This is a genomic window from Paractinoplanes maris, assembly GCF_023544465.1.
GTDB classification, from domain to species: Bacteria; Actinomycetota; Actinomycetes; order Mycobacteriales; family Micromonosporaceae; genus Actinoplanes; species Actinoplanes maris.
In genome coordinates, this window is the sequence record NZ_JALPVL010000009.1 from 406,096 (window position 1) to 432,190 (window position 26,095).

Genomic DNA, 26,095 nt, shown 5'->3' on the forward strand with positions numbered 1-26,095 from the left:
CAGCGGCGGGCGGGCCGGTCAGCGCGCGGAGGGCCGGTTCAGCGGCGGGCGGGCCGGTCAGCGCGCGGAGGGCCGGTTCAGCGGCGGGCGGGCCGGTCAGCGCGCGGAGGGCCGGTTCAGCGGCGGACGGGCGGTCAGCGCGTGGAGGGCGGCTCAGCGCGGGACGGGCTGGTCAGCGCGGACGAGCCGGCGGATCGAGGCGCGGCGCCCCCACGCGATGAAGGCGACCAGCGCGAACAGCAGCACGGGCGTGACCACCAGCGCGCCGCCGTCCAGGATGAACGCCTGGGTGATCGCGGCTCCCACCATCAGCAGCGCCAGACCCACCGCGGCCGCCCCGGCCAGGCGCGGCACGAGCAGCCCGATCCCACCGGCCAGCTCCACCACCCCGATGAAGTAGCGGAACCAGGGCGCGGCCCCCATGTCCTCGAAAATCTGCACCGCGTTCGCTTCACCGAACAGCTTCGGCGCCGCCGAGCCGACGATCAGGAAGACCCCGATCAGGATCTGGAGCACCCACAGTGTGCGGTTCAGCGCGGGCGCGACCGGTGCGGACGCGGTGTCGATGGCAGTCATGGCGTGTCCTTCGCTCGTCGAGTGCAGCCGCGGGAAACGAATGCCTTCACCAGACCAGCGAGCCCAGCCGAACTCATCGCCCCGCCGTCAGCGAACGCCAAAATGTCGATCACGCTGATATCGGGGGCGGGCCGCGGTCGGTCTTCGCCGCTGACCGGCCGCGGCCGGTGACGGAGGCTGCAACGGCCGTCACGGAGGCTTCTGCGGCCGGTCAGCGCGGGTCTTCGCGGGCGCTCACCCGGGCGCGGTGCGTAAGCGGCGTGTGACCGGGTAGAGAGAGCAGCCATGGATTCGCTGCGGGTTCCGTTCACCGACAGCACCGATCTCGGCTCCCTGCGCGGGGACGCTCGCCGGGCTCTGAGCCCACTGCACAGCCCCGACCTGGTCGAGGACGTCCTTCTGGTGATCACCGAGCTGGTCGAGAACGTCATGCAACACACCGGCGACGGCGGAGAACTGGTTCTCCGCCGTCGCGATGATGCCGTTCGTATCGAGGTGGCCGACTCCAGCCCGGTGCTGCCCCGGCAGTACGCGCCGGACCCGCGCCGCATCGGCGGCCGCGGGATGCTGCTGGTCGCCGCGATGACCCGTGCGTGGGGCAGCAGCCGGCTCGACGGCGGCAAGGTCGTCTGGGCCGAGGTGCCGCTGACCTGACGCGGCGCGAAGGCCGGCGCGGAGGCGGTGCCGAGCCGGTCTCAGTCCTCGCCGAGCTGCCCGCGCAGCTTGGCCAGCGCCTTGGTGAGCAGCCGCGAGACGTGCATCTGGGAGATCCCGACCTGCTCGGCGATCTGGCTCTGGGTCAGGTTGCCATAGAAGCGCAGGTGCACGATCCGCTGCTCACGCTCGTCGAGGGTGGCCAGGGCCGGGCTCAGCGAGGCCCGGAACTCGGCGATCTCGAACTCCCGGTCCTCGCCGCCCAGGGTCTCGCCGAGCTCGGTGTTGCCGTCCGCGCTGACCGGGGTGGACAGGCTCGTGGCGTTGTAGGCGCGGGCGCCCTCCAGGCCTTCCAGCACCTCTTCCTCGGTGATCCCGAGGTGGACGGCGATGTCGGCCACGGTCGCCGACCGGCCGAGCTGGTGGCTCAGCGCCGCGTTGGCGGCGGTGATGGCCAGGCGCAGCTCCTGCAGGCGGCGCGGCACCCGGATGGACCAGGTGCGGTCGCGGAAGTGGCGCTTGATCTCGCCGACGATGGTAGGGATGGCGTACCCGGCGAAGTCGACGCCGCGGTCGGCCTCGAACCGGTCGACCGACTTGATCAGGCCGACCACGGCCACCTGGAACAGGTCGTCGGCCGGTTCGCCGCGCCCGGCGTAGCGCTGGGCGAGGTGCCGGGCCATCGGCAGCCACGCCTCGATCGCACGGTCGCGCAGAGCCGGCCGCGACGGGTGCCCGGTGGGCAGCGCAGCCATCGCCGCGATCAGCTCACTGGCGGTGTCGGTGCTGGTCGAGTCGACCGTGCCGGTGCCGGCGGTGCGGGGCGATGCGGTGACGACGCTCATGTACGAGGCTCCTTCGGAACGGATGGCCCGCCTGTCATGCCCGCGGGCCACATATCCCCAAACTCACCCGAACAGGTGGGGAATGCCAACATTCAGCCAACTTAGATCATCCGAAAGGTTGATCAGGCGGCCGCTCGAACCAGTTTCGACAGCGCCGGCCACAGCTCCGGGGCGGCCCCGATGGTGAGCTCGGTGGTGAACTCGTCCGCCGGCCCGCCGAGGATCACCCCGGCCTCGCGGGCGACCAGGGCCCCGGCGGCGATGTCCCACAGGTTCGTGTCGAGGGCCAGGCCGCCGTCCAGCCGGCCGGCGGCCAGGTAGACCAGGGTGAGCGCCGCCGGGAGCCGCCGGATGTCGCCCGACACCGGGAGCAGCTCGCGGATCACCCGGCCCGCGCGCTCCTTGGTCCGCGGGTTGGGCTGGAAACTGACCCCGACCAGAGCTTTGTCCAGCGAGGGCCCGCCCGAAACGGTGAGCCGCTCACCGTTCAGAAAGGCCCCGCCGCCGTCGATCGCGCTGAACGTCTCGTCGGCCACCGGCTCGTGCACGACCGCCACCCGGGGCTGGTCACCTTGGTAGAGCGCGATGCAGACCGACCAGGGACCCGTACGGCTGATGTAGTTGCGGGTCCCGTCGAGCGGGTCGACGACCCACGTCCAGCCGCTCGTGCCGGCCCGGCCGCTGCCCTCCTCGGCCTGCATCGCGTCGTCGCCGTAGGCGGCGTGGACGGCGTCGGCGATGAGCCGCTCACTGGCGATGTCGACGTCGGAGACGACGTCGTTGGCGTGTGCCTTGGGGGCGCCGACGCGCAGGGTGTCGCGGCGCTCGATCTGCAGCCGGCCGGCCCGGACGGCCAGGTCGGAGGCGAGGTCGCGTACGGCAAGAAGGTCTCGATCCACCCCGGCCACGCTAGCCCAGAGCCGGTGACACAGTCGCGCCCGGCGGGTGCTCAACCGCCGGGCGCGCCCCCGATGTGGTGCGAGTTCGGCTTGTTACTTGGTGGTGCCCGGCGAGAGCGAGCCCGGGATCGCGGCGGTCTTGCCACCGTCCGGCTTGATGGCGAACCACTTGCCGTTCAGGCCCTGGCCGTTGAGGTCGCCCGCCTTGGCGTCGGCCACGAAGTAGTAGACCGGCCAGCCGTTGATCGTGACCTGGCAGTGGCCGTCGGCCCGCTCGACGTACCCGACGATCTTGGGGTCGATGCCCTGGGGGAAGATCTTGCCCGGGGACTTGATGAGCAGCGGCGGCCAGGCGGTCGCGCAGTCGCCGTTGCAGACCGACTTCGGCGGCTTGTTGGAGTCGTTGTCGAAGCGGTAGAGCGTGCGCCCGGCGCCGTCGGTGACGTACGTGCCGATCTGCTGGTTCTCGGTGGCGTTGAGCTCGACGACGTTGCTGCCGGTGAGGCGCGACTTCGGCGGGGTGATGTCCTTCTGCGACGGACCGCTGAAGATCTTGACCCACCGCTGCTTCTTGGCCACCGTCGGCGACGCGGCGGGTTCCGGAGCGGCCTGCTCCTCTTCCTGGACGTCGGCCTGGGCGTCGGCCGAGGCGGTCGGGGCCGCGGTGGCCGGCAGTTCGTCCACCGCCGGGGGCTCGTCCACCGCCGGAGGCTCGTCCGCGCCGGCCAGCTCCGGCAGCTCACCCGGGCCCTGCGGATTGACCGGGGCCTCGGACTCCTGCACGGCCACCGGCACCGGCAGGTCGGCCGCGGTGCCGGCCGGCGTCTCCTGGCTGCCACAGGCGGCCACACTGGCCAGACCGGCCAGCATGGCCGCGACGTAGATCGTCCTGCTCCGCTTGATCATGACTCGCTCCGTCTCGGTGCCCGTCCAATGGGGATGGCCTCCACACGCCGCGCCCCGGGCCGCGGTTCACCGGGATGTGCCACTTTCCCGAAAATCTTGATCCGCGCCGGTCATGGGGCACGTATTCCCGGTAGCCGCGGCGCAGTACTTTCATCGATGTCGTCACACGCCTGCAAAAGCAGACGGCACGGGTGAGAGTGCCGCGGGGAGAGAGACGGATGCCGTCGAGCAGACAGAGACCGCACCGGGAGGTGGCCGATGAGGCACTGGTCAGATCGTTGTTCTCCGAACACGGCCGGGCCATGCTCGCGTATGCCACGCAGCTGACCCGCGACCGGGCCGCCGCCGAGGACGTGGTCCAGGAGGCGCTGGTGCGGGCCTGGCGGCACCCCGACAGCCTCAACAACGGCAAGGGCTCCGTCCGCGGCTGGCTGCTCACGGTCTGCCGCAACATCGTGCTCGACCAGATCCGGGCGCGGAACAGGCGGCCTCCCGAGGTGGCCGAGAGCCCGCCCGACGCCGCGGTGGAGCAGGACCACTCCGACCGCGTGGTCACGTCGATGGTTGTCGTCGACGCGCTCAGCCGGCTCTCGCCCGAGCACCGTGAAGTGCTCGAACAGGTCTATCTGAAAGGCAACACGGTGGCCGAGGCGGCCGAGGTGCTCGGGATCCCGCCGGGCACAGTGAAATCGCGGTCCTTCTATGCGCTGCGGGCCTTGCGCGAGGCCGGCACGGAACGGTTGGCATCATGAGTACGCCGGAGAGCGCGCCGATCGACGACCACGTCGACCTGGCGGGCTACCTGCTGGAAATGCTCTCCGATCAGGAGAGGGCCGAGGCCGACGAGCACCTGGCGGGCTGCGCCGAGTGCCGGGCCGAGCGTGATTCGCTGCGCCAGTGGTCCGATCAGCTGGGCGAGGTGCCCGAGGAGATGCTTCTCGACGGGCCGCCCGACGACGCCGACCTCCTGCTGCAGCGCACGCTGCGCCAGGTGCGGCGCGAGTCTTCCGGTCACCGCTACCGCCGGTTGGCCGCGGTCACGTCGATCGCCGCCGCGGCCGCCGCCGTCGCGATCGCCGGCGGCGTGCTGGTCGGGCGGGGCACCGCCCCCGCGCCGGATCCGGTCGCACAACCCTCGGCGACGCTGTCGGTGCCCGCCGGGGCCCGGCTCGGGTCGGCCACCGACGCGTCCACCGGTGCGCGGATGGAAGTGGCGATGTCGCCGGCCGCGGGCTGGGTGCGGGTGACGGCCACCGTCGGGGGCATCCCGGCGGGGGAGAAGTGTGTGCTCGAGGTCGTCGCCGAGGACGGCTCGACGGCCTTCGCCGGCAGCTGGCTGGTGTCGGCCGCGGGCGAGTCGGGCGGCACGACGCTCAACGGCAGCGCCCTGATCGACCCCGAGCAGGTCCAAGCCGTCCGGGTGGTCAACACCAGCGGCCGGAAGTTCGTGACGGTCGACGTCTAGAAACGGCCGGTCAGGGCCTCGGCCAGGACGTCCTTGGCGTGGAAGACGTCGACCTCGGTCCGCTGGAGCGGGCCGCCGGGCTCGGTGAGACGGGCGGTCTCGGCGCCGCCGGCATAGAACGGCGCGAAGCCCATGTCGCGGATCAACGTCGACGCGGCCTGGCGGGCGTCGCGCAGGTCGGTGCAGACGAATTCGGCCAGCAGCGGGTCGTGACCGCGGCGGCGCTGGAGCACGTTGGCCGGCAGAGTGTTCAGTGCCTTGGCCCAGTGCGCCTGAGGGGCCAGGCTCATCAAGGTCTCGAACCCGCTGGTGGCGCCGCCGAGCAGCGGGCCGGTCGGGTTGGTGGCGTCGATGACGATCTTGCCGTCGAGCGTCGTGCCGGCCAGCTCGATCGCCTCGGGAGCCGATTCCCAGTTGGGTGCGAAGAGCACCACGTCGGCGAAGTCGACCGCCTCGGCCACCGGCAGCGCCGTACCATGCCCGCCGAGGTGAGTGACCACGTCGCCCAGCCGCTCCGGGTGGCGTGACGTGACGGCCACGTCGTGCCCGCCCTCCACACACCACTCGGCGAGAGTTGCGCCGAGTTGTCCTGCCCCGATCACGCCGATGTGCATGTCCTCAGCGTGCCCGCTCCCGGCCCCGGACGAGTGGCGAACTGTCATTTTCGCCGACCCGGATCCGGGGCCTGACCTGCGTCGTTTCGCGGAGTGCGGTGACTGCCGCGTCGATTCGGTCGCTTCTCAGCGGAGGATGCGGCGGATGCCGGCGCCCGCGCTGACGAGCACCGGCACGAGGACGGTGGGGTCGAGACGCGTACGCAGGGAGGGCGTCCAGCCGGCGTCGGGAGCCAGATCGGGATCGTGCGCGGCGTTGTAGGCCGCCACCAGGTCGACCGGCTGGGGCGCACGACCCGAGACCTGCACGAGAGAGCCGCGCGCGGTGATGCGGGTCCCCTTCCAGTACGCGATGACGTCCGAGGCCGGCACGTCGGCGCTCAGCCGGAAGTAGTTGTTCTCGGCGTAGATGCTGGACTCGACCCCCACGCCGAGCGAGTAGCCGTACTCCTCGTCCGTGGCCACGTAAAGGTTGTTGTAGACGTCGACCTGGCCGAACCGGACCCGTGGCGCGCGCTGGATGACATTGCCGAAACGGTTGTGGTGCACGGTCACCCGCAGTTTGCCCACGTCGACCCCGGGGGTGTCGGTCGAGCCGATCAGCATGGTCTTGTCGTGGTCGTAGTAGTCGTTCCAGGAGACCGTGATCAGGTCGGAGCCGCGGATGAAGTCGGTCGCGCCGTCGTGCACCTGGTAGGGCCGGCCGAAATACAGCGGCTGATCGGCGTCATGGTTGTTGCCGTCGCTGAAGGTGTTGTGGTCGAGCCACACCTTGGTCGCGCCGCTGAGCGAGACCAGATCGTAGAGGGAGTTCCAGTTGCCGGCCGAGCCGTCGGTCGGGTCCCAGGCCGGGAAGCAGTCGGCGGCGTCGGTCACCTCGAGGTTCCGCACGATCACGTTGCTCACGTTGGTGAGCACCAGACTGCCGTGCTCCAGGCGGCCGCCGTCGAGGCCGATGATCGTCGTGTTGCTGCCGACCGGCACCCGGATCTGGTCGGACTGGGCGCGGGCCGAGCGCACCCGGGCGTCCTCCAACGGGCCGGCCGGGCGGGTCGGGACACCCTCGTACGCGGTGAGGAAGGCGTCCAGCGAGTACTCCGGGTCGGCGAAGTCGTCGCAGCTCAGGCCCTCGCGCAGGTCGATGCGGCCCCGCACCAGGACGATCTTGGGCGTGTCCCCGGCGACCGCCTCGACGAGCTCGTCCCGGCTGCGGACCACCCGGATGTGCGCGTCGTCGGCGGCCGAGCCGCCGGTCGTGCCCGCGGCCCAGCCGTCATCAGGGGCGGCCACCTGCCGGGCGACCGCGAGTGCCACCGGTGACACCGGTGGCGCCGCCGGTGGGGGAGCGAAGGTGAGCAGCAAGGCGGCGACGAGCGGAGCGGCGACGGGCATGGCGGTTCCCCTTCTTGACGTGCAGGAAAGCGTTTGCCGCCACGGTCACACGCCGTTCGACCACCGTCAATGGATGCGGCAACGCAAGAAATTTGCAGACTGTCCGCTGAAATAAGCGTCTCGTGAACGAATATTTCACAACGGGGTAGATCGATGCAGTTCCGCCGTGATATCCACTGAGGACGTTGTTTCGAGACACCACGGGGGAAAGTCATGAAACGTTGGGTCGCCGCACTGTGGTGCGGCCTGTTGCTGGCGTCGGGGATGGCCGGCCCGGCCCACGCCGCCGACCCGGCACCGGCGGCTTCGGCCGACTGTGTGCCGCTGAAGGAGGGCCGCCTGGGCATTCTGGCCGACGACGAGAAGGCGACCGGCCGGGCCGTCACCGGCGCGCGGACCTGCCACGCTGTCCACCTGTCGGCCGGCACCCACTTCATCCAGATCGCGACGCCCAGCGTCGGCGGTTTCACCGGCTGGGTCACCTCGGTCGCCGACGGCCGGCGGGTCTGCCTCAAACCGGCGGGCACCTTCTGGTCGTGCTCGATCGCGACGGCCGGCGACTACACGATCGACGTCGACACCTATGCGAGCACCCCGCCCTTCGATTACCGGGTGGCCGCGGTCCTGGTCGACCCGATCGGCTGCACGCCTGTGACCGGCACGCGGTGGGACTCCCCGACGACCAAGGTGCCGCACAGCGACCCGCTCGAGTCGCACTGCGCCACCTTCCCCGGTGAGCCGGGCGGCAAGGTCTACGCCTACACCGACGACGGCCTGTCCCGGATCAGCGACGCCGCCGGTCAGGCCATCTGCTGGTTCCCCAACAAATACCAGAACCCGCCGTGCGTGCTGACCGGCGACGGGCCGTACACGGCTGTGTTCACCACCCGCAGCGTGCCGGCCGACGAGCCGGCCGGCATCCAGGTCGCCTCGGTGGCGCCGTTCGAGGGCTGCCCGGTCGTGACGCCCGCGCGCCGCTTCGGCGTCGCGCCGGCCGACCCGGCCAGTGGCATCCGCTGTCGCGAGCTGCATGTGCCAGCGGCCGGCACCTACGCTTTGCGGGCCCGGGCGGTGGCCAACGAACCGCGCGACTACTGGGTGGTCGACGCCGACGTGAACGTCCTCCGCGACTGCGGCGAGTTGCAGCTGCTGTGCACGTTCCCGGCCGCCGGCACCTATTACCTCTTCGCCGGCCAGCGATGGTCGGGCCTCGACGAGCGGCCGTACCGGACGACCTTCACCCCCGCCTCGGCCGCGGGCTGCCGGTCGATGGACGACCAGGGTGCGCACGGCCCGGCCCGGCGCGGTTCCTTCGCCACGATCGGCGAGATCGACTGCTACACGGTGGAGACCGATGCCGAATACCTCAGCATCCTGACGGCGCGCACCCAGCGTCCCGACGTCGCGCTGCTGACCAGTTCCGGCGAGCCCCGGTGTGGCCGTCCCGGTTACTGCATCGGTGAGGAGACCGGCGGCCCCTACCGGGTGCTGGCGTCCCCCAAGATCGGTCAGGCCGCGGGCGACTATGTGATCGGCCTGCAGCGCCAGGACCGGTTCGAGGGCTGCCGCCCGTGGCGCCCGGACGTGACCGTCTCGTTCGGCCCCCACCGCTTCACCGAGTGCTTCACCTTCACCAACCAGGCGGAGGGTGACATGGCCGTGGCCATCGAGCGCACGTCCGGCTCGGGTGCGGCCACCGGCGAGGTCAACACCGATGCCGGACGGGTGTGCGAGGTCATGGACGAGGCTAGCTTCACGTGCATGGCGTTCCCCGGAGCGCCCACCACGCTCACCGTGACGGCCGATCCGGAAGTCAGCACGTATCGCGTGACCCGCTCGTATGTGACACCGCCGGCCGGCTGAGAACCGGGGTGCGTCGGCCCGCCAGCCGGCGCACCCCCCGGCCTCTCCGTCGGGCCGGTGTCAGGGCCGGCGGTCGGGGGCCCAGCCGTCGGTGCCGCGCAAGAAGGCCGGGATCGTCCGGGTGGCCGCCTCGGCCGCGGTGAGCTGAGGGCGGTCCTGGGTGACCAGGGCGCCCGGTCCGAAGTTCCGGAACTCGCCGAAGCGCGCCGCACGCCACGGCCACGTGCCGAAGTCGCTCCAGGCCGTCGCTCCGATGTGGACGTCGATCCGGGAGTCGCGGATGATGGTCTGCCCGATCGCGTCCGGGTCCTGGCTGGGATGCCAGGGCCGGCCGAAGAAGACCGTCGCGGGCGGGGCGTCGGTGGTGAAGGCGCACCGGGTGAAGAGGAAGCCGTGCGGGTTGGCGATGTCGGTGCTGGGCGCGGTCACATAGCCGGCCGGCGTCGACTGCCGGTCGAGTGAGTGCACCCGGCAGCGGTCGAAGACGGCGGTCGCCCGGCCGAAGATGAAGTCGACGTCGCCCTCGATGTGACAGTCGCGGAAGTAGGCGCGGGCCACCGTCGCGGCCGAGGTGCTGTTGGCGTAGAGCGTGTCCTGGTTGCCGAGGAACCGTACGCGGGAGAAGGCCACCCGATCGGCCCGGGTCAGCACCGCGACGGCCTGCCGCCCGGTGATCTCGGGGTGGGCCGCCTCGTCGAAGAGGTTGGCGAACGTCAGGTTGTGCGCCCGGAACCCGGCCCCGTCGACGGTCACCGAGGCGCTGCCGCTCGTCCCCCAGGTGCCGCCGTCGGGGTGGGGCGTCCCGTTGGCCCGATCGTCCGCGATCACCACGTCCTGCGGCCGCCGCCCCAGCCCGGCCACCGTGACGAACGGCCGGTCAGCCGGGACGACCACCCGTCCCCGGTACGTGCCGGGCCGGACCCCGATGACGAACGGCGAGCCGTCCGCGGCGTCCACAGCCTCCTGTACGGACGTGAAGTCCCCACTGCCGTCGGCGGCGACGACGACATCCGCGCGATGGCCGGCCGGCGCCGCGGACGCGGCCCGCCCGCTGAGGGCCGACACCGACGCGACCGCGCCCGTGGTGATCCCGAGAAACGTCCGTCTGCGCATGCCGCCTCCTCGAACCGGCCAGGAAAGGCCTTTCCTGCGCAACTTAGAGTTCTTCATCGGCGTAAGTCAATGGATCAGGCGGGTCTGTCGTAGATCGAATCGATTGGCACACATCATTCCCCCTGAGGCCCCGGAAGCCACGTAACCTAGCGACGTTCGTCTATGCGGGGGCTGACGAACAGGCCGGCTCGGCGCAGGCAACGCCGCGCTCGCCGGCTGGTGACTGGTGCGCCTCCGATATCCGCACGCGATAACGGGAGGTCACGTGCACCACCACGAATCATCGCGAGACAGAAGGATCGCCGGCGCCGCGTTGTTGGCGCTGGCGGTCGGCTCGTTCGGGCTGCCGGCGCCGGTCGCCGCCGCCGAGGCCGTGCCCACCTCCGCCGACTGCACGTCGGTCGCCTCGGAGTGGGCCCGCTGCGCCACCGTGGCGGCGACGTTGAGCAAGGCCCCGGCCGTCGGGCAGCAGGCCCGGCTCAGCATCACCGTGGACACCCAGATACCCGTCGACGACCTCACGGTGCGGGTCGCCCTGCCGGCGCCGCTCACCTGGGCCACCGTCCCGACCGGCTTCACCAAGGCCGGCACGGCGTCGAAACGGCCGTCCGACCTGGGCTCGGTCAGCACCATCACCGCCAAGGTGGCCGCCGTTCCCGGCCGCACCCAGCGGTTCGAGGCCGACGTCACCGCCGTCGCGGCCGGAGCGACCGTGCTCCGCGCGCAGGCCACGTCGGCCCGGGGCCCGGAGTACGGCAGCACCGAGTTCCACCTGCCCCTCACGATCGGAGCCTCGGCGCAGCAGTCGCGGCTGGGGCTGAGCGAGAGCGACGTGGCGAAGGCGAGCCCGCCGGGCACCGTGGCGGTGCCGGCCTACCCCTCGGTGCCGTACCGGCCCGCGAGCACGGCTCACCTGCCCAAGCCGTTCAGTGACGACCCGCCGGCCGCACCGGGGGCGGCGATCGAACAGCCGACCTGTGTCACCGCGACGCTCATCTACGCCGACAACACCGGCGCTCCCCACCCGTCCAAGAACCTGCAATACCAGGTCTGGGACGAGGATCTGCTCGGTGACGACCTGCTCGCCTCCGGTCTGGCCGACGCCCAGGGCTCCTTCCGTGCCTGCTTCTCGAACAACGACGGTCTCGGTGGCGGCGGCCAGGACGTCTACCTCCGGGCGGTCACCGAGGGTTCGCAATACAAGGTCGAGAACGATGACGACGACCCGTACCAGTACGACACGGCCACCAGGAACAACGTCGGCACCGGCCGGACGATCGGGTTCGGCACCCTGCAGCCGACCAACGCCGCGCAGATGCCGGCCTACCACGCGTTCGACACGGCCGACACCGCCGCCGCCTGGACGCCGGGCGACTGCTGGGACGATCGCGACACCAACTGCCAGAACATCGACATCGAGTGGGAACCGGGCATCAACCGGGGCGCGTTCTACGACCCCGGCTCCGACGAGGTCCGGCTGGGCGCGCCCGACCCGGCCGAACCGTGGGTGGTCATCCACGAGCTCGGGCACGGCGTGATGGACGACGTCTACGAGGACAACATGCCGCCGAGCGAGCAGCCGGCCTGCCGCACCCACTTCGTCAACCAGCAGTCCGGGCCCATCTGTGCCTGGGTCGAGGGCTTCGCCGACTGGTACGGCACGGCCGTGCTCAACAACCCCGACATCCCCGGTAACCGCGGCAACATCGACACCGCCACCTGGGGCACCCCCGGCTGGAACGACGGCGACCAGGTCGAGGGTCGTGTGGCCGGCTCGCTGTGGGACCTGCTGGACACGACCGACGACGGCACCGACACCTACAACGACACCCTGGCCAACGTCTGGGACACCTTCCTCAACGGCCGGGTCACCACGTTCGCGGCCTACTGGGCGGCCCGCGGACGCGAGGGCAAGCAGGTCGGCGACCCCGCGCTGGGCTCGCTGTTCCAGAACACGATCGACTACGGCTTCCGTCAGCCGCTCACCAGCGGCGCGGCCGTCCAGGGCACCACCCCGCCCAACGATCACAACTACCGCTACGACACCCAGCACCAGGCGTGGTCGGTGGTGGCTGTGCGGCCGCCGACGGGTGCGGACGACGACCTGCGCCTCTACGACGACCGGGCACTGACCCAGCTGCTCGGCACCAGCGCGATCGGAACCGACACCGTCGACTTCCTCGCGGTCAACTCGTCACCGGGACACCGCCCGCTCGGCGACTACTACCCGCAGGTCCGCCGGCTGGCCGGCACCGGGGCCTACACCGTCCAGCTCTTCGACACCGGTGAGTTGCTGACCGGCACGGCGACCCGGCAGCTGGGCGCGGGCGACGTGGTCACGTCGTGGACCTCGTGCCTGACGGCGAACCAGCAGGTGACGTTCACGGTCACCCCGGGCGCTGCCACGCAGGACCCGGAGCTGTTCGTGGTCGAGTCCGGTGGCGCCGAGCCGGACGTCAAGTCGCGGGGCGCGGCCACCGCGGCCACCCCGGCCGGCCCGGGCCAGCCGGAGCAGGTCGGCTACACGGCACCGGCCGACGGCTGCGTCGGCGTGATCGTGGTCAACAAGGCGGGCGCGGGCACCTACACAGTGACCCGGTCCTGACCGGAGGGTTCCGGCGGGCCGACCGGCCCGCCGGAACCGCTCTGCCCCGAGGAGCGTCCGACCACGATGAGTCGCAGACTGCCGCTGTACGCCGTACTGATGCTGTCACTGCTGGTGGCGTGCGGCCCGGGCGAACCACCCGCTGCTCCGGCCGGCCCGGCCACCGTGATCGTGACGGTCGACCGGGGTGGTGGCCTGGCGCCGCCGGTCGAGCGGTGGACGCTCCCGGACCTGACCCTCTTCGGCGACGGAACCGCGGTGGTGCGGGGCGAGACCCGCGGCGCCGTGCTGACCGGCATCCGGCGTACCGTCCCGCCCGACCGGATCACCGAGCTGTACCGGCTCGCCGACCGGGCCGGCCTCTTCGAGGACCACGTCTACGACCGCGACATCCAGGACGGTGACGTGCTGACCGTCCGGATCGCTGACCAGGCCGGAATCCACGAGACCACGGTGGTGGGCCCGGGCGAGGACGACGGCGGCGATCGCGGCGAGGTCCGGGAGTTCGCCGACGCGGCCCTCGGCAGCGGCACCGACGCGGGCGACTACCAGCCCGAGCAGTACGCGGTGCTGGTCATGGCCGGTTCGGACGGCCGGGGCGAGGCTCGCCCGTGGCCCCTCGCCGTGCCGCTGTCCGCGCTGCCCGGCGCCCCGGCGCAACCCTGCCAGGTGCTCGGGCGCAGCGAAGCCGAGCCGCTGCTGCCCGCGCTGCGCGACGCCGGCCCGGACACCCGCTGGGACGCCGAAGGCCACCGCGTGACGCTGGTGGTCCGCCCGCTGCTACCCGGCGAACAGACCTGCGCCGACCTGTGAGCGGGTCGTGCTCCTTCGGCCGGTCCGTCCGCAATGGATGACTCCACGCCCGGAACGGGGGCTCCGGGCGGCATCGCGCGTGTGGAGTAGGACTCCCGCCGGGTTGGTGAAGCTCAGCCGTCCAGGTCGTGCAGCATGTTGGCGAGCTGGATGCGGGACGTGATGCTGAGCTTGGTGAAGGCGTGCCGCAGGTGGGTGCTGACCGTGTGCGGCGAGAGGCAGAGCCGGCGGGCTGCGTCCCGGTTCGTGGCACCGGAGGCGACCAGACGCACCACCTGCAGCTCGGCGTTGGTCAGGCTCGCCCAACCGGTGCTGGGCCGGGTGGTGGTGGTGACCCGGCGCGGCGTCCCGTTCGACCGCAGGAGCCGGCCGGTCCGCTGGGCGTCGGCGACGGCCCCGGTGGCGGAGAAGGCGTCGAAGGCGTCGTTGAGCAGATCCAGGCCCTCGGCGTACGGGCCTTCGCGCAGCATCATCTCGGCGGCGTCCTGTGCGGCCTGCGCGGCCAGCAAGGGACGTTCCGCGGTCGTGTGCATCCGGCCGGCCGCACGCAGCCGGGGGACGTCCTCGGTGAACAGGCCGAACAGGTGCTCCGCGGTGGCGGCATAGGCCGGGGCCTTGCCGGTCCCGGCAGCCAGCGTCATTGCCACGGCCGTGAGGCGCTCGACGAGGACGCGGTCCTGGCCGGCTATGGCGGCGCGGGCGACCGCGATGAGGAACGCCATGTCGGCCGGGAGCGGCATCGGGGCCGGCAGCAGCGGTTCGCCGGCGAGCAACCGGCAGGACTGCGCCGGGTCGCCCCGGCGGGCCGCGGTCATCGCCAGGACCCGGGTGGCCCAGCACCGTTCGACGGTGTTGCCGGTGGTGCGCAGTTGCCGGGCCACACCGGCGGCCGACTTGGCCAGGTCCTTGTCGCCCACGTGGGCGGCCAGCCCGGCCGCGGTGACCATCCGCAGGACCGCGACGACACCCCGGTCCCGGTCCGTCCCGGCGCCGTCGAGACCGGCCCGGGCCGCGGCCAGCCGGCCCGACGCCAGGTGGGCCTGAGCGCGGATCTGGGTGGCCAGGTCGGCCTGGGGTCCGTTCCGTTCCCGCCGGGCCTGACGCAGGCATTCGGTCGCCGCGGCGTCACCCTCCGGCCCCCGTCCGAGGCAGTGCCACAGGTCCGCGGCGAACGGGTCGAGCCCTGGCCGGGGATCCGCACAGCGGTCGAGCAGGGCCGCTGCCGCGTCGCCGTGACCCCGGGCGGCCTCCGCCCCGGCCAGGGCGAGCCGGGCGTACGTCGTGGTGTCGGTGTCGGTGTCGCCCAGCTCGGCTGCCTCGGCCAGCGCCTGACGAGCGGAGCGGCCGGCCGCCTCGTGGTCACCGCTCAGCATCAGGTGGCAGGCGAGCCGGCCGCGATGCCGGGCCCGGACGAGAGGGGGGAGATGCGGAAGATCAAGGCTGATCCGGTTGTCCCGCAGGCGCGCGACCAGTGGCCGGGCCGCCATGCCGGACAGGGCCAGTCGCAGCGCGGCCTCCTGCTCGGCCGGTGGCGGCCCGGCCAGGGCCCGCTCGGTGAGCTGCGTGGCCTCCGCCGTCCGGTGAGCGCGATGCAGCAGGTCGGCGGCGTCCGTCAGCGTCGGCAGGTGGGCCGGGTCGTCCGCGGCCAGCAGGTCGAGGGCCCGCAGGCACAAGTCGGCCGCGGCCGAGGCGTCGGAGCAGGCCAGCCTGCGGGCCAGGTCACGCAGGGTGGCGGCCGCGGCCCGATCGCCCGGTCCGGCTCCCTCGGTGAACGCCGCGGCGATGTCGGACGGGTCGGCCCCGGTGTCCACCAGCACGTCGGCTGCCGCCCGTTGCAGGGCCCGGCGCAGCGATCCCGGCAGGGCCTCGCGGGTGGCGTGGCGAAGCAGCTCCGGGCTGAACCGCATCGCACCGTGGTCGATGGCCAGAAGACCCGCGCGGATCGCCTCGTCGAGGGGCTCGATCAGGTCGGCCGGATGGATCCGCATCAGCCCGGCCAGTTGCTCCGCCGTGAACCGGGCGGGCAGGACGGCCGCGACCTGGATGAGCAGCCGGGTCTCGCGGCTCAGTGGCGTGAGTTGCTCGTCCACGGCCCGGGCGAGGCGGCGCGGCAGTCGTCCGCCGACCACGGTGGCGCACCCGTCGGCGACGAGCAGCCGGTCGTCCTCGCGGAGCCCGTGCACCAGCGCCAGGAGCCAGTAGGGATGCCCGTCGACCCGGCCCACCAGGTCGAGCAACGGGGGCGAGGCGACCGCGCGGGTGACGTCCTCGACCACGCTGACCACGGCCGGCGGCGGTAGGGAAGCGAGCCGGAGGGTCTCGGCACCGGCGCTGGACAGGTGCCCGAACAGATCGCCGACCTCCGGAGCGGCCTGGCCGAGCCGGGCGGCCAGCACCCAGAGGATCGCCGCCCGGGCGAGCTGGGCCGCCAGCACCCGGACAGCGGCGACCGTGCCGGCGTCGGCCCATTGCAGATCGTCCAGGACGACGACGAGCGGGGTGCCCGCCGCCTGCTTCTCCAGAGCGTGCCGCAGGTCGTGCACCATCCAGTAGGACAGATCGTCGCGACGGCTCAGGTCCCGGGCCGACCGGAGGTCGCCGATCGGTGGCTCGGCGTTCAGCATGGCGGTGAGCAGGGGAGCGAACGGCATCGCGGGCCGGCCGGGGATCGCCTGGGCGTGCAGGACCCGCAGTCCGGCCCGCCCGGCCCGGTGGCGCAACTCCTCCAGCAGCCGCGTCTTGCCCAGGCCCGGAGCGCCGTCGAGCAGCAGGACGCCGCCCCACCCGCCCCGCACGGCCGCCAGACGCTCGTCGACGACCTCCAGTTCCGCCTCCCGCCCGCGCAGTCCGGGGAGCCGGGCCGGTCGGGCCGGATCGGTCAGTGTCTGTTCGGTCATGGCGGCGCTCCTCGACTTCGATGAGGTGGGGCGACCGTCATCGTCGGACCGGGCCCGCCGTGCTCGCGTCCGCCAAGTGCACAGTCCAGGCCGTGCGTGACTCAGCGCACAAAGGCCCCGGCCGGCTCGCCGGGCAGACTCCGATGGAGCTGTCCGCGGGAGCTGATGCCGAGCTTGGTGAAGACCTTGCTCAGGTGATATTGGACGGTACGGGTGCTGAGGAAGAGCCGGGCGCCGATCTCGGGGTTGGACAGGCCGTCGCGGGCCAGACGCGCGACCTCGGTCTCCTGCGCGGTGAGGAGTCCGTCGGTCCGGACGGCCGGGGCGGTCCGTTTCCGGACGCTCTCGCCGGTGGCTCGGAGTTCGCGGCGGGCCCGTTCGGCGAAACCGGCCAGCCCCATCTCGTCCAGCATCCGGTGGGCGGTGCGAAGCTGATGCCGGGCGTCCACCCGGCGGCCCTGCCGGCGCAGCCACTCGCCGTGGAGCAGATGCGAGCGAGCCAGCTGGGTGCGGATCGGTGTCCGGCCCAGGCGCTCGATCGACTCGAGGTAGAGGGAGCCGGCGGCGTCACCGTCGGCGGCCAGGGCCCGGATGCGGGCGTCCAGCCCCAGCGCCCAGTCGGTCCGGGTCACCATGGTGCGCCCGGCCATCCACCGCAGCGCGGCTCGCAGGGACGCGGTGTCACCGGTCCGGGCGGCCGCCTCGGCCAGCTCGGGCAGGACCTGGGGGCCGTACCCGTAGTGATCGGCGCGGAAGGCCCGCGACGCGGCCTCCAATGCGGCGTCGTGCCGGCCCAGACCGTTGTTGAGGACGGCACGCGCGTACTCGGCCGATCCGCTCGACCGTCCACTGCCCGAAGCGGCCGCCTCGCGCGACTCGCGCGCGATCAGAGCCGAGGCCTCCTGGCCACGCCCCCGCCAGGCCAGCAGGATCGTCGTCGTGTAGGGATCGGGGCGATTGCCGGTGACCTCGGCCACCATCCGGTACTCGTCCATCAGCCGTTCCGCGGCGCTCAGCTCACCGGAGAGCAGACGAACCCCGGCGAGGTGGTTGAGTGCCCCCTGCAGTTGAATCAGCGCGCCCAACTCGCGGGCGGCCCGCACCTCCCGGTCGGCGAAGGCCCGCCACGACTCGAAGTCCCAGACCTCGAGGGCCATGGCGGACGGCCCGCGTTCGCTGGCTATCGCGAGCCAGCCGTGCGCGTCGGTGTCCAGCTCGTGGAGCAGCTCGATCGCCCGGATCATCGCCGGTGCGGCTCCGGCATGCCCCGATATCGGCCAGGCGGCATGCGCGTCGAGCATCAGATCGAGCAGACGTGGCGGTCCGGGCAGGCGCGGCGCGGCCTGAGCGGCCTCGGCGGCCCGGCGCACACCGTCGGGTGCGCCGAGATCGCCGGCTCCGACCGAGGCCAGAACGGCGTCCAGGTGGGTCTGCCGAGCCAGCTCGAGATCGAGGGGGGTCAGCATCCGGGCCGCTTTCATCAGCAACGGCACGGACTCGGTGAAGAGTTGCCGGTCCGCGGCCACCAGCCCCCGCAGGCGCTGGAGTTGTGCGGAGCGCAGAGGATCGGGCGGTCCGGTCTCGGCCACAGCCACCGCCTTCAGCGCCGACTCCAGATCACCGGCCTCCCGCAAGGCGTGGGCCGCGGCCAGGAATCGCTGGGCCCGGCGGCCCGGGTCGGGGGTCAGCAGGGCCGCCTGGTCGTGGAAGGCCGCGGCTGCGGCCAGCCCGCCGCGACCTTGCGCGCGGCCCGCCAGCCGGTCCAGGTCGGCCGCGACCTCCTCGTCCGGACCGGCGGCGGCCTGCGCCCGGTGCCAGGCGCGCCGGTCGGGGTCGAGGGACGCATCGGTGGCCCAGGCCAGCGCCGCGTGGGCCTGCCGCCTTTCCGCCAGGGGCGCCGATCGGTAGGCGGCCGACCGGACGAGCGGATGCCGGAACCGCACCCGGGCACCGAACTCCGCGTGGCCCGCCTCGATCGCCGGCGCCGCGGCCGTCGACGGTATGCCCCACCGGCCCGCGGCCCGCCACACGAGCAGCGGGTCGCCCGACGGGTCGGCGGCGGCCAGGGTGAGCAGACGCCGGGTCGGCGCCGGCAGGTCGCCGAGCCGGCGCTCGAAGGTCTCCTCGATCCGGGCCGGCAGCGGCATCGCCCCGAGCAGCCCGAAGCCGCCGGCCAGCTCGGCCGGCGTCAACCCGCGCGGCAATTCCAGCAGAGCCAGGGGGTTGCCCCGGGTCTCGGCGACGATCAGATCCCGGACCCGCTCGTCCACCGGCATGGCCAGAGCCGCGTCGAGCACCGCGCGGGCGTCCGCGTCGCGCAGCCCGGTCACGGTCAGCTGGGGGAGCGGGGCCAGATCGTCGCCCGCATCCCGGCCCCCGAAGACCAGGCCGATCGGGTCGGCCGACAGGCGGCGCGCCACGAAGGAGAGCACCCGCACCGACTCGCGGTCCAGCCACTGCACGTCATCGACCACGCACAGCAGGGGAGGGTCACCAGCCACCTCCGACAACAGCCCCAGCACCGCGAGACCGACCAGGAACTTGTCCGGTGCGGGGCCGGCGCCGAGACCGAACGCGACCCGGAGCGCGTCCTGCTGGGGGCCGGGCAGCCGATCCAGGCCGTCGAGCACCGGCGCCACCAGCTGGTGCACCCCGGCGAAGGCCAGCTCCATCTCGGACTGCACACCCGCCGCCCGCAGCACCCGGAAACCGGCGGCCCGCGTGATCAGCTGCTCGAGCAACGACGTCTTGCCCACGCCGGCCTCGCCGCGCACCATCAGCACCCGGCTCTCGCCGGTCCGCACGGCCGCGGTCAGTCGATCGAGCTCGGTCGATTCGCCGTCCCGCCCCGTCAAGCCGGCCATGTCCCCATCGCCTCCCGCCCGCGCCCACGCGCGCGGGACGTGGTCGCCGATCACCGCCATCAGCAGGGTAGGCCGCACTGAGTGATCGAGTTGCGACCGTGGGCGGACTTTTCTGACCGACGCCCGAAACGGGCGTTTCGCGGCGCCTGCCGGGGCGAAGTGGTGAGGTCGGGCACCGCGTCTGCCCGGGCCGCACTCTTGGGAGGCCGAGGGTGGCTCAGGTGGGCCGGGACAGCGGCCACGTGCTTTCGCGGCGGATCAGTTCGGCCGGGATGTGCTCGACCCGGGGGGACGAGCCGGTCGGGGGAGTGAGAGCCAGCTCCATGGCTCGCTCGCCGAGCTCGGTCAGCGGTAGCCGTACGGAGGTCAGCGCGGGTGTCACGTCGCGGGCCACGGGCATGTCGTCGAAGCCGACGACGCTCAGCGTGCGGCCGCAGGTGCGCATGGCGGAGAGGGCACCGACGGCCATCGAGTCGTTGAGGGCGGCCACCGCGGTCAGGGCCGGTTCGTCGGCGAGCAGCTTCAGGGTCGCGGCCTCGCCGCCGTCGCGGGTGAAGTCGGCGTGGACCACGGTGAGGGTGGCGCCGTGGGCGGCGGCGGCCCGGTGCAGGCCGGCCAGCCGGTCGGCCGTGGTGGTCAGGGCGGCCGGTCCGGCGATCACCCCGACCGCGGTGTGGCCCAGCGCGAAGAGGTGATCGCCGGCCAGGAAGCCGCCCTCCTCGTTGGCCGGCAGCACGGCGTCGGACGTGTGGGAGTGGCGGCCGATCACCGCGATGCGCCCGCCGGTCGTCTCGAAGGCGGCCATCCGCTCGTGCAGCTCGGTCTCGGCGTCCGACGACAGGTAGCCCGAGCCGGCCACCACGATCGCGGCGACCTGATGGGCGTGCAGCAGGTCGATGTATTCCAGCTCGCGGGCCGGCTCGCGGAACGTGTTGCAGATGATGACCAGGCGGCCGTGGGCCGTGGCCACCCGTTGCAGGCCGCGGGTGATCTCGGCGAAGTAGGGGTCGGACACGTCGTGCACGAGGACGCCGACCGCGTTGCGGTTGGAGCGGGCCAGCATCTGGGCGTGCGCGTTGGGCACGTAGCGCAGCTCGGCCACCGCCGCCAGCACCCGGGTCCGCAGCTCCTCGGTCACCGGCTTGGAGCTGCCATTGATGATCCGTGATGCCGTCGCGGTGGACACCCCGGCCCGGCGCGCCACGTCCGCCAAGGTAGCCACGCCCACCCCCGCCCCAGATCCAAAGAAGCCGAGGATACCGCCGTCGGTCTTGCCCGCCCGGCGGCACGCCCCGTACGGTATCAGGAAAGCGCTTACCTCAAGGTTTTCAGACCTGGCCGGAGGCAATGAAGTTATGGACCGCACCCCCCTCGGCATCGTCCTCAACGGCGTCACCGGCCGCATGGGCCTGCGACAACACCTGATCCGCTCGATCCTCGCCATCCGCGAGGACGGCGGTCTGCCGCTGCGTGACGGCACCGTCCTCTGGCCCGAACCGGTGCTCGTCGGCCGCAGCGAGAGCAAGCTCCGCGCGCTCGCCGACCAGCACGGTCTCACCGACTGGACCACCGATCTGCCCGGTGCGCTGGCCCGCCCCGACGTCCAGATCTACTTCGACGCCCAGGTCACCTCGGCCCGGGTCAAGGCGCTGCGGGCGGCGATCGAGGCCGGCAAGCACATCTACACCGAGAAGCCGGTGGCCGAGAGTCTGGCCGAGGCGGTCGACCTGGCCCGGACCGCGGACGAGGCCGGCATCAAGCACGGTGTGGTGCAGGACAAGCTCTTCCTGCCCGGCCTGCAGAAGCTGCACCGGCTGGTGCGGGGCGGCTTCTTCGGGCGCGTTCTCTCCGTACGCGGGGAATTCGGTTACTGGGTCTTCGAAGGCGACTGGCAGGGGGCGCAGCGCCCGTCGTGGAACTACCGGGCGGCCGACGGCGGCGGCATCACGCTCGACATGTTCCCGCACTGGCACTACGTGCTGGAGCAGATCTTCGGCTCGGTCAACGCGGTCACCGCCCGCTCGGTGACCCACATCGACCGCCGCTGGGACGAGTCCGGCGAGCCCTACCCGGCCACCGCCGACGACGCCGTCTACGGCCTGTTCGAGCTCGACGGCGGCGTCATCGCCCAGATCAACTCGTCCTGGGCGGTCCGGGTCAACCGCGACGAGCTGGTCGAGTTCCAGGTCGACGGCACCCACGGCAGCGCGGTCGCGGGCCTGCACCACTGCCGCATCCAGCCGCGGGCCGGCACTCCGAAGCCGGTGTGGGACCCGGACGTGCCGACCGCGCAGCGCTTCCGCGAGCAGTGGCAGGAGGTGCCCGACAACGAGGTCTTCGTCAACGGCTTCCGCGCCCAGTGGGAGCAGTTCCTGCGGTACGTGGCCGAGGACGGCCCCTACACCGGTGACCTGTGGGCCGGTGCCCGCGGCGTCCAGGTGGCCGAGCTGGGCCTGCAGTCGTCGCGCGAGGGCCGTCGCCTGGAGATCCCGGAGCTCGGGCGATGACCGTCGAGTTCAGTGGCCACGGCGCCCAATTCCAGCCGACCACCCCCTTCACGAGCCGGATCGCGTACGCGGCCGCGCCCGTCACGGCCGACCCGCGCGCCGAGAACATCCCGGGCGCACCGGCCACCCTCGACTGGGACACGACGCTGCGATTCCGGCATCACCTGTGGTCGTACGGCTTCGGGGTGGCCGAGGCGATGGACACCGCCCAGCGCGGTGCCGGGCTCGACTACCCGGCCACCCGCGAGCTGATCCGGCGCAGTGCCGGCGAGGCCCGGTCGGTCGGCGGGGCCATCGTGGCCGGCGTGGGCACCGATCAGCTGCCGCCCGGCCCGGCCACCATCGACGAGATCACCAAGGCCTATCTGGAGCAGCTGCACGACGTCCACGAGGCCGGCGCGACCCCCGTGCTGATGTGCAGCCGGCATCTGGCCGCGGCCGCCCGCGACGCCGACGACTACCGGCGGGTCTACGGCGAGTTGCTGACCCAGTCGGACAAGCCGGTGCTGCTGCACTGGCTGGGCGAGGCGTTCGACCCGGCGCTGGCTGGATACTGGGGCCGCCGCGAGACGGTGCTCGAGATCATCGAGCAGCACCGCGACCGGATCGACGGGATCAAGCTGTCGCTGCTCGACGCCGACTACGAGATCGAGATGCGGCGGCGGCTGCCCGCGGGTGTGCGCATGTATACCGGCGACGACTTCAACTACCCGTCGCTGATCCTCGGGGACGAGCAGGGGCACTCCGAGGCGTTGCTCGGCGTGCTGGCGGTCATCGCTCCGCCCGCGGCGGCGGCACTCCGGGCGCTCGACGAGGGCGACGTCGACACGTACGAGAAGATCTTGGGCCCGACGTTGCCGCTGGCCCGCCATCTCTTCGCGGCGCCGACCTACCACTACAAGACCGGCATCGTCTTCCTCAACTGGCTGGCCGGCCACCAGGATCACTTCACGATGGTCAACGGAGCCCAGTCCGGCCGGTCGCCGCAGCATCTGCTGACCCTCATGAAGCTGGCCGACGAAGCCGGGTTGCTGCCGGACGCCTCGCTCGCGGCGCACCGGGCCGGCGCGTGGCTGACGACGGTGGGACTGGCATGAAGGGCTTCGCGCTGAACCAGGCGACCACCAAACGATGGCCACTCGACGACCTGGTGGCGGGCTGCGTCTCGGCCGGCGTCGAAGCGGTCGGGCTGTGGCGCGAGGAGGTGTCGGAATACGGGACGGAGAAGGCAGCCGCGCTCGTCCGCGACGCCGGGCTCACCGTGTCGTCGCTGTGCCGCGGCGGTTTCTTCCACGAGGCCCACTGGTACGACGAGAACCGGCGCGCGATCGAGCAGGCTGCCACGCTCGGCACCGACACACTCGTCCTGGTCAGCGGCGGCCTCCCGGGCACGAGCCGCGACCTCGACGGAGCCCGCCGCCACGTCGGTGACGCCATCGGCGCGCTGGTGCCGGACGCGCTGGCCGCGGGCGTACGGCTGGCGATCGAACCGCTGCACCCGATGTTCTGCTCGGACCGCTGCGTGGTGGCCACCCTCGGCCAGGCGCTCCAGCTCGCGTCGCCCTACCCGGCCGAGGCCGTCGGCGTGGTCATCGACACCTACCACCTGTGGTGGGACGACACGGTCTGGGACGGGATCGCCACGGCCGGACGCGAGGGGCGGCTGGCCGCGTTCCAGCTCGCCGACTGGATCACGCCGCTCCCCTGGGGGGTCCTTCTCGGGCGCGGCCTGCCCGGCACCGGTTCGGTCGACATGCGACGGTTCGCGCGGGCCGTGCGCGAGACCGGCTACGACGGGTACGTCGAGGTGGAAGTCTTCCACGAGGACGTGTGGGCGCGGCCCGGAGCCGACGTGCTGGCCGAGGCGATCGCGGGCTACGAGGCGGCGGTCGCGTGACGTCGCTGCGCGTCGGCGGTGTCGACGTGGCCACCTACGTCGTCGACCCGCCGCTCGACATCCGGCTGGCGCCCCGGCCCTATCTGCATCCGGTGCGGACCCTCGGCGGCACGGTCGTCACGGACGAGTTGTGCTTCGACCACCCGTGGCACCTCGGCGCCTCGGTCACGCTGGCCGACGTCAACGGCTGGAACTTCTGGGGCGGCCGCACGTTCGTTCGCGATCAGGGCTACACCTGGCTGCCGGACCACGGCACCGTCCGGCACGACCGCTGGGAGGGCGACACCGAGGTCCTGCGCTGGTGCGACGGGCAGGAGCGCACGGTGCTGACCGAACGCCGGCTGCTCTCGGCGGCGGCGGCTCCCGGCGGGTGGGAGCTTTCCTTCCGGTACGCCCTGACGGCGCCCCCGGACCAGCCGGTGACGATCGGCAGCCCCGCCACCAACGGCCGCACCGGCGGAGCGGGTTACGGCGGCTTCTTCTGGCGCTGCCCCTCGGCCGCCGGAGCCGTCGCGTCGCCGGCCGGCCAGGTAGTCGCGTCGCCGGCCGGCCAGGCAGTCGCGTCGCCGGGCGGTCAGGCAGTCGCGTCGCCGGGCGGTCGCGCGGTCGCGTCGGAGGAGAACGGCAGCAGCGCCGAGTCGCTGACGCTGACGGTCGATGACCGCTACACGCTCGTTTTCCGGGGTCTGGCCGGTGACGACCGCTGGTTCACCCGGACCGACGACTACATCGGAGTGTGCGCCGCCCTGGCGTACGAGAAGCCGTTGCTCATCCCGCCCGGCGACACCCTTTCCCGGCACATCCGCGTGCTCGTCCTCGACCAGACCTAAGAGTCCAGAACGACCGGCAGCGCGTCGAGGCCGAAGACGATCGAGGCCCGGCGCAGCGGCAGGCTCGCCGGGTCGACCGCCGGGCGCATTGCCGGGAAGCGCCGGACCAGCGCCGGATAGGCCGTACGCAACTCCATCCGGGCCAGCTCGGCGCCGACACAGCGGTGCAACCCGTGCCCGAAGGCCAGGTGCGACCGGCTCGTCGCGCGGCCGGCGTCGATCCGGTCCATCCCCGGGCCCAGCACGGCATCCCGGTCGGCCCCGCTCAGCGAGCACATGACCAGGTCACCCGCCTTGATCGAGGCGCCGGCGAGCTCCAGGTCGCGGGCGGCGAACCGGGGGAACCCGACCTGCACCACGGTCAGGTAGCGCAGCAGCTCCTCGACCAGCGCGTCGGCCGGTTGACCGGACCGCAGCGGATCGGCCAGCTCGGGCTGGGTCATCAGCACCAGGGCGCCCAGCGCGAGCATGCTGGCGCTGGTCTCCAGCCCGCCGGTCAGCACCCCGTCGGCCAGCCCGGCCAGCTCCTGGTCGCCGAGCTCGTCGCCGTGGGCCCGGATCAGCGACCCGATCAGCCCGTCACCCGGGTGCCGGCGCTGGTCGGCGACCAGGCCGCGCAGATAGGCCCGGGACTCGTTGATGGCCTCGAGCGGAGCGTAGGCACCGTCGCCGAGGTCGAAGCGGGCGGTGCTGAACCGCTGCACGAGCGCGCGGTCGGCGTACGGGATCCCGAGCAGCTCGCAGATGGTGAGCGCGGGCACCGGCAGGGCGAACTCCTGCAACAGGTCGACCGGGCCGTCGATCCCGGCCATCGCCTCGAGCCGGTCGGCCACAATGGACTCGATCCGTGGCTGCAGGCGGGCCAGCCGGTGCATGGTGAACTCGGGCATGATCATGCGGCGCAGCCGGGTGTGCATCGGCGGGTCGGTCATGCCGAGGCCGCCGGGCTCGACGGCCGCCGTCAGCCCGACCCGCGCGGCGAACCGGCCGAAGTCGTTGCTGAACCCGTCCGGACTGCCCAGCACGGCCCGCACCGGCTCGTATCCCGTCACCAGCCAGGCCCGGACGCCCAACGGCAACGGCAGCCGGCTGACCGGTGCCCGCTCGCGCCAGGCGGCCACCTGATCGACCGGGTCGAGGCCGTCCCGGAAGAGCGGGAACAGGGACTGGTCGGGCAGCCGCGACAGGCTGCCGCCGAAGGACACCGGGCCGGCCCCGGCGAACCGGCGGGCCACCCATCCGAGCAGTCGGAGGCGGACGGACGAAACCGTCGTACCGGCACTGGCGATGGGCACGTCGCCCTCCAGACAGCCGTTGTCCCCGTGTGGAACGGCTCGTCTGATAGTGGTCGCAAG

The 26,095-nt window shown here is 72.6% G+C and carries 21 protein-coding genes; 10 read left to right on the forward strand and 11 right to left on the reverse strand.

Features of this window, described 5'->3' with window-relative positions:
- Positions 1-153: 153 nt before the first annotated feature.
- Positions 154-576 carry a DoxX family protein gene (locus tag NAG42_RS27220; RefSeq protein ID WP_250034422.1) on the reverse strand — a complete coding sequence of 141 codons (423 nt, stop codon included), beginning with the start codon at positions 574-576 and terminating at the stop codon, positions 154-156.
- 285 nt (positions 577-861) lie between these two features.
- Here NAG42_RS27220 and NAG42_RS27225 point away from each other — a divergent pair, with 285 nt between their 5' ends.
- Entirely contained in the window at positions 862-1,230 is a 369-nt protein-coding gene (locus NAG42_RS27225; RefSeq protein ID WP_250034424.1) for an ATP-binding protein, read from the forward strand.
- A 41-nt stretch (positions 1,231-1,271) separates the two neighbouring features.
- Here NAG42_RS27225 and NAG42_RS27230 read toward each other — a convergent pair whose 3' ends face one another.
- The 3 genes from NAG42_RS27230 to NAG42_RS44405 form a co-directional block, all read right to left on the reverse strand.
- Positions 1,272-2,075 carry a SigB/SigF/SigG family RNA polymerase sigma factor gene (locus NAG42_RS27230; protein ID WP_250034426.1) on the reverse strand — a complete coding sequence of 268 codons (804 nt, stop codon included), beginning with the start codon at positions 2,073-2,075 and terminating at the stop codon, positions 1,272-1,274.
- 122 nt (positions 2,076-2,197) lie between these two features.
- On the reverse strand, positions 2,198-2,974 hold the full coding sequence (locus tag NAG42_RS27235; RefSeq protein ID WP_250034428.1) for an inositol monophosphatase family protein: 777 nt from the start codon (positions 2,972-2,974) through the stop codon (positions 2,198-2,200).
- Between the two features lie 93 nt (positions 2,975-3,067).
- Positions 3,068-3,880 carry a COG4315 family predicted lipoprotein gene (locus NAG42_RS44405; RefSeq protein WP_284045907.1) on the reverse strand — a complete coding sequence of 271 codons (813 nt, stop codon included), beginning with the start codon at positions 3,878-3,880 and terminating at the stop codon, positions 3,068-3,070.
- 218 nt (positions 3,881-4,098) lie between these two features.
- Between NAG42_RS44405 and NAG42_RS27245 the strand changes: the two genes are divergently transcribed.
- Positions 4,099-4,632: a sigma-70 family RNA polymerase sigma factor gene (locus tag NAG42_RS27245; protein WP_250034430.1), complete on the forward strand. Its 534-nt coding sequence runs from the start codon at positions 4,099-4,101 to the stop codon at positions 4,630-4,632.
- Entirely contained in the window at positions 4,629-5,345 is a 717-nt protein-coding gene (locus NAG42_RS27250) for a zf-HC2 domain-containing protein (protein ID WP_250034432.1), read from the forward strand. Before NAG42_RS27245 ends, NAG42_RS27250 begins: the two co-directional genes overlap by 4 nt.
- Here the strand turns inward: NAG42_RS27250 and NAG42_RS27255 are convergent.
- Both NAG42_RS27255 and NAG42_RS27260 read right to left on the reverse strand, forming a co-directional pair.
- Complete coding sequence (locus NAG42_RS27255; RefSeq protein ID WP_250034436.1) at positions 5,342-5,959, reverse strand: NADPH-dependent F420 reductase; 618 nt, start codon at positions 5,957-5,959, stop codon at positions 5,342-5,344. The genes NAG42_RS27250 and NAG42_RS27255 overlap by 4 nt on opposite strands.
- Before the next feature lie 126 nt (positions 5,960-6,085).
- Entirely contained in the window at positions 6,086-7,351 is a 1,266-nt protein-coding gene (locus NAG42_RS27260; RefSeq protein WP_250034438.1) for a pectate lyase family protein, read from the reverse strand.
- 213 nt (positions 7,352-7,564) lie between these two features.
- Here NAG42_RS27260 and NAG42_RS27265 point away from each other — a divergent pair, with 213 nt between their 5' ends.
- Positions 7,565-9,214 (forward strand): hypothetical protein, encoded by a 1,650-nt coding sequence (locus NAG42_RS27265; RefSeq protein WP_250034440.1) that lies wholly within the window; start codon positions 7,565-7,567, stop codon positions 9,212-9,214.
- Between the two features lie 60 nt (positions 9,215-9,274).
- Here the strand turns inward: NAG42_RS27265 and NAG42_RS27270 are convergent, their stop codons facing one another.
- The gene (locus NAG42_RS27270; protein WP_250034442.1) at positions 9,275-10,327 is read right to left on the reverse strand and encodes a pectinesterase family protein; all 1,053 of its coding nucleotides are present in this window, start codon (positions 10,325-10,327) and stop codon (positions 9,275-9,277) included.
- A 265-nt stretch (positions 10,328-10,592) separates the two neighbouring features.
- Here NAG42_RS27270 and NAG42_RS27275 point away from each other — a divergent pair, with 265 nt between their 5' ends.
- A complete protein-coding gene (locus NAG42_RS27275) occupies positions 10,593-12,932 on the forward strand; it encodes a hypothetical protein (RefSeq protein WP_250034444.1) in 2,340 nt (779 codons plus the stop codon).
- Between the two features lie 66 nt (positions 12,933-12,998).
- On the forward strand, positions 12,999-13,745 hold the full coding sequence (locus tag NAG42_RS27280; RefSeq protein ID WP_250034446.1) for a hypothetical protein: 747 nt from the start codon (positions 12,999-13,001) through the stop codon (positions 13,743-13,745).
- 113 nt (positions 13,746-13,858) lie between these two features.
- Here the strand turns inward: NAG42_RS27280 and NAG42_RS27285 are convergent, their stop codons facing one another.
- The 3 genes from NAG42_RS27285 to NAG42_RS27295 form a co-directional block, all read right to left on the reverse strand.
- Positions 13,859-16,642, reverse strand: a complete 2,784-nt coding sequence (locus tag NAG42_RS27285; RefSeq protein WP_250034448.1) for a helix-turn-helix transcriptional regulator — start codon at positions 16,640-16,642, stop codon at positions 13,859-13,861.
- Between the two features lie 101 nt (positions 16,643-16,743).
- On the reverse strand, positions 16,744-19,506 hold the full coding sequence (locus NAG42_RS27290) for a helix-turn-helix transcriptional regulator (RefSeq protein WP_250034450.1): 2,763 nt from the start codon (positions 19,504-19,506) through the stop codon (positions 16,744-16,746).
- A gap of 217 nt (positions 19,507-19,723) precedes the next feature.
- Positions 19,724-20,728, reverse strand: a complete 1,005-nt coding sequence (locus NAG42_RS27295) for a LacI family DNA-binding transcriptional regulator (RefSeq protein WP_250034452.1) — start codon at positions 20,726-20,728, stop codon at positions 19,724-19,726.
- Between the two features lie 133 nt (positions 20,729-20,861).
- Here NAG42_RS27295 and NAG42_RS27300 point away from each other — a divergent pair, with 133 nt between their 5' ends.
- From NAG42_RS27300 to NAG42_RS27315, 4 genes are read left to right on the forward strand one after another with little or no spacing between them, the layout of a single operon-like run.
- Positions 20,862-22,013: a Gfo/Idh/MocA family protein gene (locus tag NAG42_RS27300; protein ID WP_250034454.1), complete on the forward strand. Its 1,152-nt coding sequence runs from the start codon at positions 20,862-20,864 to the stop codon at positions 22,011-22,013.
- Positions 22,010-23,110, forward strand: coding sequence for a dihydrodipicolinate synthase family protein (locus NAG42_RS27305; protein WP_250034455.1), 1,101 nt, complete (start codon positions 22,010-22,012; stop codon positions 23,108-23,110). Before NAG42_RS27300 ends, NAG42_RS27305 begins: the two co-directional genes overlap by 4 nt.
- Positions 23,107-23,910: a sugar phosphate isomerase/epimerase family protein gene (locus NAG42_RS27310; protein WP_250034463.1), complete on the forward strand. Its 804-nt coding sequence runs from the start codon at positions 23,107-23,109 to the stop codon at positions 23,908-23,910. Before NAG42_RS27305 ends, NAG42_RS27310 begins: the two co-directional genes overlap by 4 nt.
- Complete coding sequence (locus tag NAG42_RS27315) at positions 23,907-24,740, forward strand: DUF6807 domain-containing protein (RefSeq protein WP_250034465.1); 834 nt, start codon at positions 23,907-23,909, stop codon at positions 24,738-24,740. Before NAG42_RS27310 ends, NAG42_RS27315 begins: the two co-directional genes overlap by 4 nt.
- Here the strand turns inward: NAG42_RS27315 and NAG42_RS27320 are convergent.
- Positions 24,737-26,035, reverse strand: a complete 1,299-nt coding sequence (locus NAG42_RS27320) for a cytochrome P450 (protein ID WP_250034473.1) — start codon at positions 26,033-26,035, stop codon at positions 24,737-24,739. The genes NAG42_RS27315 and NAG42_RS27320 overlap by 4 nt on opposite strands.
- Between the last annotated feature and the right edge of the window lie 60 nt (positions 26,036-26,095).